This is a genomic window from Lysinibacillus sp. NPDC096418 (assembly GCF_044762775.1).
Taxonomy (GTDB): domain Bacteria; phylum Bacillota; class Bacilli; order Bacillales_A; family Planococcaceae; genus Lysinibacillus.
Genome location: NZ_JBIWEY010000021.1, coordinates 1 through 14,411, shown reverse-complemented (window position 1 = coordinate 14,411; position 14,411 = coordinate 1). Strand labels below are relative to the sequence as shown.

The following is a 14,411-nucleotide window of genomic DNA, read 5'->3' as shown; positions in this document are numbered from 1 at the left end:
TGATTTCTTAAATATAATTTGTCCCTTTTAGACAAATTATAAATACAAATTTAGGAGATGTTTCAAATGAAATTTTCAACAAGAAAAGTAGCAATCGTAGGTACAGGTTTAGTAGGTGCAAGTGCAGGTTACTCATTAATTAACCAAAATATTTGTGATGAACTATTACTCATTGACATTAATCATGAGCGAGCAGTTGGAGAAGCAATGGACTTGCAACACTGTATAGATTTCACAACATCTCGTACGAAAGTAGCTGTAGGTTCATTTGAAGATTGTACTGATATGGATATTGTCATTATTACTGCTGGCGGTCCGCCAAAACCAGGTCAAACACGTCTAGATACGCTAGAATTAAGCGCAAAAATCGCTAAATCAGTCGTACAAGAAGTCATGAAAAGCGGATTTAACGGAATTTTCTTAGTAGCCTCTAATCCTGTAGACATTATTACATATCAGGTTTGGAAAGAATCTGGTCTCCCTCGTAACCAAGTGCTAGGTACCGGTACATCATTAGATTCATCTCGACTTAAATCAATTTTATCTCAGTACATCGATGTCGATCCAAGAAGTATTCATGGTTACACTCTTGGTGAACATGGTGACTCACAGTTTGCTGCTTGGTCACACTTAACAATTGGCGGAAAACCTTTCATGCAAATATTAGAAGAACAAAAAGAAACATTAGGCAATATCGATTTAGATGAAATTATCGATCAAGTTCGAAAGGCTGGCTTTGAAATTTTACATAGAAAAGGCACAACATATTATGGAATTGGTTGTGCCTTAGCCTCAATCGTTCACTCAATTTTTAACGATGACCACAAAATCCTAGCTGTTTCATCAATTCTAGATGGCGAATATGGATATAAAAATATCGCGACTGGTGTTCCGGTTATCTTAACACGTCAAGGAGTAAAAGAAGTTGTTGAACTTAATTTAACTGATGACGAAAAAGTAAAATTTGATCAGTCTAACGAAGTTTTAAGAAAATACATGGCTACAATTGGTTACTAATTCACTTCTAAGGAGAACATCATGAAAGAATATATTATGCCCCGTGTGTTTAAAGCATCTACTGGTATTGCACAAGCAATCTTTGTAACACTAGGAATTGGATTACTACTCGAGAACATTGGTAAAATGCTAGATTTTCAATCGTTAATATTAATAGGGACTGTCTGTAAAGTTCTGATGGCTCCAGCAATTGGTGCCGGCATTGCATTTATGCTTGGTGCTAATGGGTTAACGATTTTTTCAGCAATGGCTGCTTCAGCAATAGGCGCTGGTTCTATTCAAATGACAGAAACCGGTATTACAATTATTGGTGGAGAGCCAATTGGTGCATTACTTACAGCGACTTTGGCCACGTTTATCGGTAAAAGAGTTACTGGTAAAACACCATTAGATATGATGGCTGTACCTATTCTATCTATTAGCTTAAGTGGATTCTTTGGTATAGGGATTTTTAAAATAATGAGCCCTATCTTAACTACAGTTGGAGGATTTATTACGGATGCTGCTAGTGTGAATCCATTTGTAACATCAATTGTGATCGCAATTGTTTGGGGGCTATTATTACTTTCCCCAGCTTCATCCGTAGCACTTGCAGTGGCGCTAAACTTAGATGGAATTGCGGCAGGTGCAGCACTCGCTGGATGTGCAGCACACTTTGCAGGAATGGCGTTTATTTCTAGAAAAGAAAATGACTTAGGTGGATTTTTGGCACAGGCTATTTGTACGCCAAAAGTACAATTACCAAACATTACGAAGAATCCATTTATAATCATACCGACAGTTGTCTCAAGTGCAATAGTTGGACCAATCGCAACTTTACTGTTCCATTTAGAAGCAACAAAAGAAATTGCAGGTATGGGATTAAGTTCACTTGTGGCCCCATTAAACTTACTTACAAATAGTGATAATAAAATAATGACTATTCTTGAAATGTTAGTTTGCTATATTATTATTCCTATAATCATTTCATACTTCATTACAATATTCTTAAAAAATAAAAAACTAATTATCAAAGGTGATTTTACATTACCACAATAACATAATATTAAAACCTGCTATCAAAATCATTTTACTGACTTTTGATAGCAGGCTTTTTTCTGTTCAAAAATATAAACCTAAATTATTCATAGCCATTCATTTCTGTAAGTATCTTAGAGAATCTCTTTTTTTATATCCCTTCTTGGCGTGAAGTCAAGTGAAAACTGCTTTGCCCAAATCGAGACGGCCAAAATTAAGGAGCATCACCAAAATATGTGCTCTATATAGAGTACACACTACAGGGGGATCTTGAGATTCTATACTGCGAAAGCAAAGAGTATGGGCGTTTATAAATTTGTCAATTTTACAGACTATAAAATTCAGAGGTTAAATTTCAATATTGTAAAACAATAAACTGAGATACTTTTCTCCTTTTACAAAAAAAGCAATCCTACCTGTATAGAACAGATTGGATTGCTTTTAAAATTAAAAATTGATCACATGTAATATTTGAATTGAATTACGATATTAACGAATAGTTTTTACACTATCTCAATACTAAAATAATGATCAGGAATGTGACCACAAGTTTTAGAAAAGAATAGAGAAGTAGTAAATCATTATCAAGCAAACCTTAGCTTACTTTCGAATTAAATAATCGAATGCACCTAAAGCGGCACTTGCACCTGATCCCATTGAAATAATGATTTGTTTAAACGCACTATCCGTGCAGTCCCCCGCAGCAAATACGCCAGGTACATTCGTTGCGCCACGTTTATCGACAACTATCTCACCAGCTTTATTGCGTTCAACTGCTTCACCTAGCCAATCCGTATTCGGTACAAGACCGATTTGAATAAATACGCCAGCTAGTTGAACGTGCTTTTCATCACCTGTTTCACGCTCAATGTAAGTGATTCCATTTACACTATCTGTACCAGTTATTTCCTTTGTTTGGGCATTTTTCAGTACAGTAACATTCGGCAAGCTATACAGACGCTCTTGTAGAACGGAATCGGCTCTCAACTGATCTCCATATTCAAGAACGGTTACATGATTAACAATTCCTGCAAGATCGATTGCCGCCTCAACTCCGGAATTACCACCGCCAATGACAGCAACATCTTTACCTGCAAATAATGGGCCGTCACAATGTGGGCAGTAAGCAACCCCTTTGTTTCTGAATTCAGCCTCACCGGGTACGCCAATATTACGCCAGCGTGCCCCTGTTGAAAGGATAACAGACTTGCTTTTTAACACAGCACCGTTCTCCAATTCAATTTCGATGAGGTCTTTCTTTTCCAAACGTTTTGCACGTTGGATGTTCATAACATCGACGTCATACTCTTTTACGTGTTCCTCAAGACTCGCAGCAAGTTTAGGACCTTCAGTACGTTTTACACTAATAAAGTTTTCGATCGAAGTTGTATCTAAAATCTGGCCACCGAAACGCTCAGCAACAATACCTGTACGAATACCTTTACGTGCCGCATATATTGCCGCACTTGCACCCGCTGGTCCGCCGCCGACAACTAGTACATCAAACGGCTCTTTTTCTGCGAATTCCGATGCATCTGGACCGCTTCCCAGTTCAGCTAGAATTTCTTCAAGTGTCTTACGGCCGCTAGAGAATGGTTCTCCATTCATGTATACTGTCGGCACAGCCAAAATGTTTTTACGTTCTACCTCATCTTTAAAAGCAGCGCCGTCAATCATTGTATGCGTAATACCTGAGTTAAGCACACTCATTACGTTTAATGCTTGTACAACTTCTGGACAGTTTTGACAGCTTAAACTTATATACGATTCAAAGTGGTACTTGCCCTCAATTTTTTTCACTTGCTCAATTACTTTCTCGTCCACTTTAGGAGCTCTGCCGCTCACTTGCAATATAGCAAGAACAAGTGAAGTGAATTCGTGTCCCAGTGGAATACCAGCGAAAGTGATACCAGTATCTTCACCAACTCGATTGACACTAAAGCTTGGTGTTCTTTCTAAATTCACTTTTTCTACTGTAATGCGAGAAGACATCGTGGCTAATTCGTTCACCAGTTCCATCATTTCATGCGAAACTTTATCTTCTCCCACACTAACTTTTAGTAACACATCGCCCTCCATCATTTCAAGATATTGAGCTAATTGCGCTTTAATATTTGCATCAAGCATTATTAAATCTACTCCTTATATTTTCCCAACAAGATCAAGGCTTGGTTTAAGTGTTGCTTCCCCTTCTTTCCATTTTGCAGGGCAAACCTCTCCTGGGTTGTTGCGAACATATTGTGCTGCTTTAATTTTATCAACAAGAACGCTTGCATCGCGACCGATACCATCAGCGTTAATTTCAGCTACTTGTACAACACCATCTGGGTCGATAATGAATGTGCCACGTTGTGCAAGACCAGCCTCTTCATCCAATACATCAAAATTGCGTGAAATTGTTTGAGAAGGGTCTCCAACCATAATGTATTCAAGCTTGCTAATTGCTTCTGAATGATCGTGCCATGCTTTATGTGTGAAATGAGTATCTGTTGAAACTGAGTATACTTCAACGCCTAGTTGTTTTAATGCTGCATATTGGTCTTGTAAATCGCCAAGCTCAGTCGGGCAAACGAATGTGAAGTCTGCTGGATAGAAGCAAACGATGCTCCACTGACCTTTTAAGTTCGCTTCAGAAACGTTGATGAACTCTCCTGAACCGCTATTGTAAGCTGATGCTTTGAATGGTAAAATTTCTTTTCCGATTAATGACATAAAAAATTCCTCCTAGATGTGTTGTTTACATGGTTAGTTTAAGTCATATTTTTAAAACCTAAACCTCAGTAATAATTATAATTACTAACTATAATAATTCTAATTCCATATTGATTATTATATAAGTTTTATTTTTTGTCAATATTATCACTCGTATTTATCATAATACCTAGCTTTCTTGCTTAATAACAATAACTATTATAGTGCTTCTTTATATATTCACATTCTACTTTTATACCTTTAAAAGTAAGTAACTATTTTTGTCACAGCTTTAAATTCTCAATTAAAAACCCAGATTTTCATTTACGAAATATTCTGAAATTAACATAAAGCTAGTTATAAATCTCGAAGCCAGCTAGCGCAAATTCGAATGATTTCCTAACCCCTTATTACAAATGGGCAATTTGATAAATGAAAAGCACCATCATACACGATACTTCTTCATGGAATCATGTTAGATTGTGTTTTTTCAAGTTTATTATGCATGAATTTAACAATCTAGCCGACCACCTGCCGTGATATCGCAGTAAATACACGCCTATCAGTGTTCCCCGTCGTATCCGGCATATGAAAATACACACACTTTTAAAGACGATTATTAATATTGATGCACTATTTGTTAGTATCCATTCACACTCTCGATAGACTTAACCATTCAGGTGATTATAACATCCAAAATATCTATCTCAACATAACAAAAGAAAAGAAATGAAAAAAGAAGCCTCCCAAAAGTTCAGTGAACTTATGAGAAGCCTCCGTTAAAAACCCTTTATGTTAGCATTTCACTTTCATCTTACATAAAACCCAGTCATATCAAGGGTTCAGAAATAGCGGAACTCGGATGTTGCGACTTCCTGTTGGCCTACATCATGCCGCCCATTCCACCCATATCAGGCATACCCATACCTGCGCTTGCTGGTTCTGGAATGTCTGCTACAACCGCTTCAGTTGTTAAGAATAGTGCTGCTACAGAAGCTGCGTTTTGTAGAGCAGAGCGAGTTACTTTCGCTGGATCTACTACACCTGCTTCAATCATGTTTACCCATTCGCCTGTTGCTGCGTTGAAGCCTACGCCGATTTCTTCGCGTTTTAGGCGGTCTACAATGATTGAACCTTCAAGACCTGCGTTGTTAGCGATTTGGCGAACTGGTTCTTCAAGTGCACGAAGAACGATTTTTAGACCTGTTGCTACATCGCCTTCTTCTTTTTCTGCAACTGCAGAAACTGCACCGTATACGTTTAGAAGTGCAGTACCACCACCTGATACGATACCTTCTTCAACTGCAGCACGTGTTGAGTTTAAAGCATCTTCAATACGTAGTTTACGTTCTTTTAATTCTGTTTCAGTTGCAGCACCAACTTTGATGACTGCTACACCGCCAGCAAGTTTTGCAAGACGTTCTTGTAATTTTTCTTTATCGAATTCAGATGTTGTTTCAGCAAGTTGCGCACGGATTTGACCCACACGGCCTTCGATTGCATCAGCACCGCCAACACCCTCAACGATTGTTGTGTTGTCCTTTGTAACAACCACTTTCGCTGCACGACCTAGTGAAGTAATGTCAGCAGATTTTAGATCTAAGCCTAATTCTTCTGTAATTACTTGTCCACCAGTTAGAATTGCGATATCCTCAAGCATTGCTTTACGGCGATCACCGAAGCCAGGAGCTTTTACTGCTACAGCATTGAAAGTACCACGGAGTTTGTTTACTACAAGCGTAGCAAGTGCTTCACCTTCAACATCTTCAGCGATTATTAATAGTGGACGACCTTGTTGTACAACTTGTTCAAGTAAAGGAAGTACTTCCTGGATATTCGTGATTTTTTTATCTGTAATTAAAATGTACGGGTTTTCAAGTACCGCTTCCATTTTATCTGTATCTGTTACCATGTAGTGAGATGCGTAGCCACGGTCGAATTGCATACCTTCTACTACGTCAAGCTCAGTTGTGAATCCTTTAGATTCTTCGATTGTGATAACACCGTCGTTACCAACACGTTCCATAGCTTCAGCGATTAATTGACCAACTTCTTCATCAGCTGCTGAAATTGCCGCTACTTGTGCAATTTCCTCTTTGTTGCTTACAGGACGTGAAATGGCATTAAGTTCTGTAAGAGCAGCTGCAACCGCTTTGTCGATTCCTTTACGGATTCCTACAGGATTTGCGCCAGCTGTTACATTTTTAAGACCTTCACGGATAATTGCTTGTGCAAGAACTGTTGCAGTAGTTGTACCGTCACCAGCGATTTCATTTGTTTTAGAAGCAACCTCTGCTACTAATTTTGCACCCATGTTTTCATATGGATCTTCAAGTTCGATTTCTTTTGCGATTGTCACACCATCGTTTGTGATAAGTGGAGAACCGAATTTTTTTTCTAGAACGACGTTACGACCTTTTGGCCCTAATGTCACTTTCACTGTATTTGCTAATTTATCGACACCTTGAAGCATTAATGCACGAGCGTCTTCTGAGAATTTAATATCTTTTGCCATATTGAATTACCCTCCTGAAATGGAATATTCGTTAAGCCTGATTAATATATAAATATTATTGAATAATCGCAAGAACGTCGCTTTCACGTAAAATTAAGTATTCATTGCCTTCGTATTTAACTTCTGTGCCTGAATATTTAGAGAAAATAATGCGGTCGTCAACTTTTACGTCAAGTTCTACACGTTGTCCGTTTTCTAATATACGACCTGTTCCAACTGCTACTACTTTACCTTCTTGTGGCTTCTCTTTCGCAGAGTCCGGTAGTACAATACCGAATGCAGATTTTTCTTCTACCTCGATTAGTTCGATTACGATACGATCTCCTAGTGGTCTTAACAAGTGAAACAACCTCCTATTAATTAAATATTTCTTTAAATTTATTAGCACTCTAGCATACCGAGTGCTAATACTCTTATTATGATAATAAATCACTTCTTCTTTTGCAAGTGAGAACCTCAAAAAAATTTGTTTTCTTTCCATATTCCTCTACAATAGAAAATAAGCTTATGTAAGGAAAGGATTTTGCAGGTGAATATTTCTCATCAATCAATTAAGTATAAAAAAACAGCACTATACGTTCTACTTATTTACATCGTAATGCAGCTATCTGGCAAGTATCTATTGAAGCCGTTTCACAGCGTGGTCATGAGTACGACCGGTCTTCCTCACGAACAGGCAGTATTTATTACACCAGGGTGGTATATAGCTGTTAGCTTTGCAATTGCGCTAATTCTAAGTTTGGTTTTAACGTCACGTGACAAAGCATTCTGGGATGTCTATCCTGGTGAAAAAGCTTCTATACCAGTTACGATCGTATGGGGCGTCGTCGGCTTCTTCCTTGTGTTCTTTGGGCAAATGATTGGAGCAGCTATTGAAATGACAGTATTTGGTATTGAAGGTGGTTCACAAAATACCGCCGATATCGTTTCAATTGCTAAAGGTGCACCTATTGCCATTCTAGCCATCGTTGTATTTGGTCCTATCCTAGAAGAGTTTGTTTTCCGTCGTGTCATTTTCGGCTCACTCGTACAGACAACAAATTTCTGGGTTGCAGCCATTGTGAGTGCAATTTTCTTTGCGTTAATTCACTTTGATTTCACACACATATTACTATATACAATTTGTGGTTTAATTTTCGCTTTTTTATATCATCAGACGAAGCGAATCTGGGCGTCCATCATCGCGCACATTATGCTAAATGGTTTTGTGACATTCGTACAATTCTATGCAGAACCATTGCAAAAGTTTCTAGAAGAAGCTCAAAAAATGCAATAACTTTTCATTAAAGCCGCTCCGGGTATCGTTATCGGGGTGGCTTTAATAGAAATTTACATAGTTCTATATCAATACCGTTTTTTTATGCCTCAGTGGATTATCCCTCGTAAAAACAGGTCACTTCTTCTCTCTTCGGATCATTCACTCAGCCAACAACAGTTTACCCCCACAAAATATAAAAAAAATCGTTGCACATTAGATGCAACGAGTTTTCATGATTATTTACTATTTAATTCTTCAATTTGTTTGCGCTGTTGTTCAAGCGCTTCTTCCACCAAACGTTCTTGTTCCGCCACTTGTTCCTCTTTTAAACGCATCTCTTCTGATTTTAGATATTTACGGTAGCCTATTTTCGCAATCCAAACACTAAATTCATAGAGTACGAACATTGGCACTGTTACGATTAAATGACTCATTAAATCTGGTGGTGTAATCATCGCTGCTAACACGAAAAGACCAAAGTAAGCATATTTTCTATACTTCACCATTATCTGAGGATTTAATATACCTAAACGTGCAAAGAATAATAGAATAATCGGTAACTGGAATATAAATCCGAAAGGTAACGTTATTTGGAATAAAAAAGAAAAATAATAATCAATGCCAATTGTCGGCTCAATTGCAAGACGTACATTTAAATCCATCATAAAGTTTATTATGTATGGAAATAGCACTGCATAAGAAAAAACAATCCCAGTTACAAATAATATAAACGCAAACGGGATATAGCTTAACGTCACTTTACGTTCCTTTTCATACAACCCTGGCGTTACAAATGCCCACAGCTGATACAAAATAATAGGCGACGTCAGTAACAAAGCAATATAAAAAATCATTTGGAAATAGATTTTTATAGAATCTGTGACTTTGAATGCGTTTAATTCTAAGCTTTGTGCACTATCGCTTCTTTGTAAGAAGTGTATAAGTGGTTCTGCCAAGAAAAACCCACCTACAATCGCAATAACAAAGAAAACGACTACGAAGTAAAGTCGTTTCCTTAATTCTTCTATATGTTCAATGACAGTTTGGTTGTTTGAATTCATGTTATAGAGACATCCTTCAATTACTTATCATCGTTTTTTACATCGATGACTTTCTTTTTATCATCATCATCATCGTCAGCTAAACCTTTAGTAGCATTTTTAAACTCGCGAAGTGTAGAACCCATAGCTTTACCTAGCTCTGGTAACTTCTTAGGTCCAAAAATTAAAATCGCCACAATTCCGATGATGATTAGGCTCATAGGACCAATACCCATTACAGCCACCTCCTCTTTATATCCATCATTTTAACTTAATTTCTATCATTTGGCTAACTAATTATATGTGAATGTTTTTCGTCTAGTTGTCAGTTAATTTCAAAAAATATAGCATGGTTATTTGACAAAACTTCCAACACGCTATGTAATTTACTCAATTTTCTTGATTACGAATCAAATAAATTAACGCTTGCAATTCTACCGACAAATCAATTGTTAATAGCTGCATCGAATCTGGGACCGTAATACGCTCTGGCGTAAAATTCAATATACCCTTAGCCTTCATCGCCGCAAGTCGATCTGCTGTCTTTTGTGCTGAACGAGATGACACCGTTAAAATAGCAAGCTCTGCGCCGTATTCTGCATATTTTTCCTCTAGTAAATCTGGATGATACACAGGAATATTGCTGATCATCTTACCTTCTTTAGGTGCTTTAGAATCAAATGCAACAACGATATGTGTATTGTGGTTTTTTTGAAAATTGTATTTTAGTAAAGCATTTCCTAAGTTCCCGACACCGATTAATGCAACTTTTGTCGTTTCATGCTGATCAAGTGTCTGACTGAAAAATGTCAGTAAGTGCTGGACATCATAACCGTAACCTTTTTTGCCAAGCGCACCAAAGTAAGAAAAATCTCTTCGAATTGTTGCAGAATCAATTTTCATCGCTTCACTCAATTCTTTCGACGAAATACGTTCCTTGCCTTCTTGTGCGAAGTTTTGAATAAATCGATAGTAAAGAGGAAGTCTTTTTGTTGTGGCTTGTGGAATTTTTACTTCTTGTTTCAAACTTGCTCCTCCTCAAAAAAACATCAAATTCGCCTTGGCGTTTTTTCAGTCACTTCTCTGAATAACAAAATTGGTGACATACGCCGCTAGCTAAAGGTAAATCGTTTCAATCTTACATGACAGCTTGGAATAAGTAAAGCACTGACATTGCAAGCAAATCTATCATCCAGTACACTAATAAAGAATTGAGGTGTCACGAATGATTGTATTACAAGTCAATCAACTATATAAATCCTTCATTGCAGATGAAATTTTAAGTGGCGTGAAATTAGAAGTTCAACACCGTGATCGCGTGGCATTAGTTGGACGCAACGGTGCTGGTAAGTCCACTTTACTAAAAATTATCGCCGGTCAAATGTCATATGATTCTGGCGATATTATCATTCCAAAGGGTGTACGAATTGGTTATTTAGAACAGCATGCTGGGCTAAATTCGACATTAACGATTTGGGACGAAATGATGACAATTTTCGAACCTCTTCGTGCGCAGGAAAAATTACTACGATCATTAGAACAACGAATGGCTGATCCAGCTGTTTACGAAGATGGAGACCTGTATGCGAAAGTAATGTCTGAATATGATCAACTACAGCATGATTTTAAAGAGGCCGGTGGTTATCAATATGAATCAGATACACGCTCGGTCCTTCATGGAATGCAGTTCTTCCCTAATGACTATGAAAAAGCGATCAGCTCCCTTTCCGGTGGGCAACGAACGCGCCTTGCGTTAGCGAAGCTTCTATTAAGTAAGCCAGATTTACTCATACTCGATGAGCCGACTAACCACTTAGATATTGAAACTTTATCTTGGTTAGAAACTTATTTAAAGAGCTATGAAGGCGCGATTTTAATTGTTTCGCATGACCGCTACTTCTTAGATCAAGTCGTATCGATTGTCTATGAGGTATCTCGCCATCGTGTTACAAAATACACTGGCAACTATAGTGCCTATTTAGATGAAAAAGCGAAAAACTATGAACGTGATATAAAAATGTTCGAACGCCAGCAAGATGAAAAAGTAAAACTGGAGGAATTCATTCAAAAAAATATAGCACGTGCTTCAACAACAAAGATGGCGCAAAGCCGTCGTAAAATGCTCGAGCGTACAGAATGGATGGACTCTCCTGATGGTGATGAGAAGTCAGCAAGTTTTGGTTTTTCAATTGATCGTCAAAGTGGCAACGATGTACTATCTATCGATGGACTAGCTGTTGGTTATGGTGACAAGCAAATTTCTACTGGCATTACACTTCGTACATTTCGTGAAGATCGTATCGCGCTCGTTGGTCCAAATGGTGTCGGCAAATCAACACTCCTTAAAACAATAGTGAAAGACTTACCTGCACTTGCTGGGGATATCCGCTATGGTACAAATGTACAAATCGGTTACTACGATCAGGAACAAGCAAAGCTTTCTAGCAATAAGAGTATTTTAAAAGAGTTATGGGATGAATGGCCATTAATGAATGAAAAAGATATTCGTACCACTCTTGGCCGCTTCCTATTTAGTGGTGAAGATGTTGATAAAACGGTGAATTCTTTATCTGGTGGTGAGAAAGCACGCCTTGCACTTGCGAAGTTAATGATGCAAAAGGCAAACTTTCTCATTCTTGATGAGCCGACCAACCATCTAGACTTAGACAGCAAAGAAGTGCTAGAAAATGCACTTATCGATTATCCTGGTACGTTATTATTCGTTTCACATGACCGTTACTTCATTAATCGTATTGCAACAAAAGTCATTGAACTATCTGGTGAAGGTTCATTTGAGTACTTAGGGGATTATGATTATTATCTTGAAAAAAAACAGGAGCTTTTAGAGATTGCACAAATGAAAGCTGCAGCTCAACCACAAACACAGACAACAACATCCGATAAGACATCTACCTCTAAAATCGACAAAGAGGCAAAAAAACGCGAACGTCAGATACGTCGCTCTATTGAAGAATTAGAAGGTAATATGCAAGCCGCGGATGTAGAAATTGCTCGTCTAGAAGAAGCACTTTGCGATCCAGAGATTTTTACAGATCATGAAAAAATTTCGAAATTACAGGGTGAATTAGACGCCGTAAAAGAAAAGCATGAGCTACTAGAAATGGAATGGCTTGAACTCAACGAAGAACTTGAAAATATTATTGTATAAAACTCCTTAAAACCATGTGCATTGTCACATGGTTTTTCCTTTACTTCCACTATTCTTTCGTATATATTGGTCAAGTGCTATTTTTCGACAAAAAATGCCCACAATTTTATACACACTACGAATCTAGTAATACCAACATATCAACAGACTTTTCCACATTGTCCACAGTTCTAAAATCTTTAATGCCCCATTTATTGTGTAAAACTCACCACAATATATAGAATAATCACAACTTACCCACAACTTATCCACAGTTTGTGCATAAGTACGGATGTTCGTAGTTTTATCTTAGGATTTTCCTTGTGTAAATTGTGGATAAGTTTTCTGAAAAATATGTCACTTTATATTTTTTTGTGTAGAACTTCTATTTTCATAATTTTCATTCTCTTTCTCCTTACTTTACTTTTTTACAAAAATAAATTGTACTTCCCTTTTTGCGTCCTACCTTAGGATTTGCAACGTTAATAAAATTTCAGTGATTTTTGAGATTCTAATGAGCTCATTTTCACTAAGTTAAAATGGTGTTCTCCAAATCTCTAGATTTTAAGAATCAAGATTATCTGTTTTATTCACCCTCTCTTAAGTAAGGCTATTGCTAAGTTACTTATCTTGAATAATAATTTGATTTCCCCCATGGGCTACTCGCAAAACATCCTCATATTTTTCTTCGATGACCTCTGTATTTATTTGCCCACATCAAATAACTTCTAGTTTTGGATACTTATTTGCTTCATCTATTGTAAATAAAGGTAACTCGTAATTTGCCCCGTATAACCGACAGTGTCAGTAAATGTTCTTCTACAGTTAGATTTCCCTCATGATGTAATAAACAATCTAAAATATGAATTGCATACATTGAATTAGTATGCATAATTTTTTTTGTAGTCAGAAGAAAAATGTTCACTCGTAATTTATGAGATTAGCTCCTTCTTCATTTCCATAATGTTGATTTGACTCTGCATATAGTGATGAAAATACTTGTTAGGCAGATTGTATTATCAACATCTCATCAGAGAGCCTACAAAAGGCATTTGTTAAAGAAGTGAACTTGTTAATAGGCCACGTTGCTCCAATCTTTGCAGAAGAATCGATTAAACTCGTTACCGAAGAGCGCGCAAGACTTGGCTTATACGTATACGTATACGTCCATGATCCTGAGTTATCTCGTATTGCGCAAATTAAAGCTCAAGATGTGGTTGATAATGGGTATTTCGAACATAATTCGCCGACATACGGCAGTCCAGGAGATATGTTGACGCACTTCGGCTATTTCTGGTCACTCCAGGGTGAAAACCTTCACTGGGGCTCACAAACAGCTAAAGGGGCTGTTGATGCATGGATTAAATCACCAGGTCACTATGCTAATATTAAGCATACGGAATTCAGGAATATCGGTGCAGGTTATGCGGTCGATGCGAACGGCAAACCTTACTGGGTTCATATGTTTGCAACACAATAATAACTATGTATGATTTCTTTCTTGATTTATGGTGAAAGGTTTGGGAATGGACTACAAACCTTAACTTTTAAACAAGAGTTCCTATTTAATAGGCCCTTCCATAATCAAGAGCTTTAATGAAGTAATGAAAAGCCCAATTTCTCTAAACTGTGAACTGAACCCTATAAAGTAGACAGTTTAATAAAAGACCATTTGCTACATTAAACAGCGATTAAATGACTTCGGTATGCTGCCGGAGTCATTTT

At 37.4% G+C, this 14,411-nt stretch carries 12 protein-coding genes; 5 read left to right on the top strand and 7 right to left on the bottom strand.

What is annotated here, in order from left to right; translation table 11 throughout:
- Window positions 1-66: 66 nt before the first annotated feature.
- Window positions 67-1,017 carry an L-lactate dehydrogenase gene (locus tag ACIQZG_RS15235; protein ID WP_402756339.1) on the top strand — a complete coding sequence of 317 codons (951 nt, stop codon included), beginning with the start codon at window positions 67-69 and terminating at the stop codon, window positions 1,015-1,017.
- A 21-nt stretch (window positions 1,018-1,038) separates the two neighbouring features.
- On the top strand, window positions 1,039-2,055 hold the full coding sequence (locus tag ACIQZG_RS15230) for a PTS sugar transporter subunit IIC (RefSeq protein WP_402756338.1): 1,017 nt from the start codon (window positions 1,039-1,041) through the stop codon (window positions 2,053-2,055).
- 579 nt (window positions 2,056-2,634) lie between these two features.
- Here ACIQZG_RS15230 and ahpF read toward each other — a convergent pair.
- The 4 genes from ahpF to groES form a co-directional block, all read right to left on the bottom strand.
- Window positions 2,635-4,164, bottom strand: a complete 1,530-nt coding sequence (ahpF, locus tag ACIQZG_RS15225) for an alkyl hydroperoxide reductase subunit F (RefSeq protein ID WP_402756391.1) — start codon at window positions 4,162-4,164, stop codon at window positions 2,635-2,637.
- A 12-nt stretch (window positions 4,165-4,176) separates the two neighbouring features.
- Entirely contained in the window at window positions 4,177-4,746 is a 570-nt protein-coding gene (gene ahpC, locus ACIQZG_RS15220; RefSeq protein WP_402756337.1) for an alkyl hydroperoxide reductase subunit C, read from the bottom strand.
- 862 nt (window positions 4,747-5,608) lie between these two features.
- Window positions 5,609-7,240, bottom strand: a complete 1,632-nt coding sequence (gene groL / locus ACIQZG_RS15215; RefSeq protein WP_402756336.1) for a chaperonin GroEL — start codon at window positions 7,238-7,240, stop codon at window positions 5,609-5,611.
- A 55-nt stretch (window positions 7,241-7,295) separates the two neighbouring features.
- Window positions 7,296-7,580, bottom strand: coding sequence for a co-chaperone GroES (gene groES, locus ACIQZG_RS15210; protein ID WP_402756335.1), 285 nt, complete (start codon window positions 7,578-7,580; stop codon window positions 7,296-7,298).
- Window positions 7,581-7,769: 189 nt separating this feature from the next.
- Here groES and ACIQZG_RS15205 point away from each other — a divergent pair, with 189 nt between their 5' ends.
- Window positions 7,770-8,516 (top strand): CPBP family intramembrane glutamic endopeptidase, encoded by a 747-nt coding sequence (locus ACIQZG_RS15205; protein ID WP_402756334.1) that lies wholly within the window; start codon window positions 7,770-7,772, stop codon window positions 8,514-8,516.
- Window positions 8,517-8,734: 218 nt separating this feature from the next.
- Here the strand turns inward: ACIQZG_RS15205 and tatC are convergent, their stop codons facing one another.
- The 3 genes from tatC to ACIQZG_RS15190 all read right to left on the bottom strand — a co-directional run bounded on the left by tatC (window position 8,735) and on the right by ACIQZG_RS15190 (window position 10,564).
- On the bottom strand, window positions 8,735-9,559 hold the full coding sequence (gene tatC / locus ACIQZG_RS15200; RefSeq protein WP_402756333.1) for a twin-arginine translocase subunit TatC: 825 nt from the start codon (window positions 9,557-9,559) through the stop codon (window positions 8,735-8,737).
- Between the two features lie 20 nt (window positions 9,560-9,579).
- The gene (locus ACIQZG_RS15195; RefSeq protein WP_402756332.1) at window positions 9,580-9,774 is read right to left on the bottom strand and encodes a twin-arginine translocase TatA/TatE family subunit; all 195 of its coding nucleotides are present in this window, start codon (window positions 9,772-9,774) and stop codon (window positions 9,580-9,582) included.
- Window positions 9,775-9,928: 154 nt separating this feature from the next.
- Window positions 9,929-10,564 (bottom strand): redox-sensing transcriptional repressor Rex, encoded by a 636-nt coding sequence (locus ACIQZG_RS15190; protein ID WP_053584796.1) that lies wholly within the window; start codon window positions 10,562-10,564, stop codon window positions 9,929-9,931.
- 199 nt (window positions 10,565-10,763) lie between these two features.
- On the opposite strand from ACIQZG_RS15190, the gene ACIQZG_RS15185 reads away from it, so the two are divergent.
- Entirely contained in the window at window positions 10,764-12,707 is a 1,944-nt protein-coding gene (locus ACIQZG_RS15185) for an ABC transporter ATP-binding protein (RefSeq protein WP_402756331.1), read from the top strand.
- A 1,042-nt stretch (window positions 12,708-13,749) separates the two neighbouring features.
- Window positions 13,750-14,166 carry a CAP domain-containing protein gene (locus ACIQZG_RS15180; protein WP_402756330.1) on the top strand — a complete coding sequence of 139 codons (417 nt, stop codon included), beginning with the start codon at window positions 13,750-13,752 and terminating at the stop codon, window positions 14,164-14,166.
- Window positions 14,167-14,411 lie beyond the last annotated feature (245 nt).

Excerpts from the sequence above, each read along its gene's own strand:
- ACIQZG_RS15235 (WP_402756339.1), top strand. The coding sequence starts at position 67 with ATGAAATTTTCAACAAGAAAAGTAGCAATCGTAGGTACAGGTTTAGTA.
- ACIQZG_RS15230 (WP_402756338.1), top strand. The coding sequence starts at position 1,039 with ATGAAAGAATATATTATGCCCCGTGTGTTTAAAGCATCTACTGGTATT.
- ahpC (WP_402756337.1), bottom strand. The coding sequence starts at position 4,746 with ATGTCATTAATCGGAAAAGAAATTTTACCATTCAAAGCATCAGCTTAC.
- groL (WP_402756336.1), bottom strand. The coding sequence starts at position 7,240 with ATGGCAAAAGATATTAAATTCTCAGAAGACGCTCGTGCATTAATGCTT.
- tatC (WP_402756333.1), bottom strand. The coding sequence starts at position 9,559 with ATGAATTCAAACAACCAAACTGTCATTGAACATATAGAAGAATTAAGG.
- ACIQZG_RS15195 (WP_402756332.1), bottom strand. The coding sequence starts at position 9,774 with ATGGGTATTGGTCCTATGAGCCTAATCATCATCGGAATTGTGGCGATT.
- ACIQZG_RS15185 (WP_402756331.1), top strand. The coding sequence starts at position 10,764 with ATGATTGTATTACAAGTCAATCAACTATATAAATCCTTCATTGCAGAT.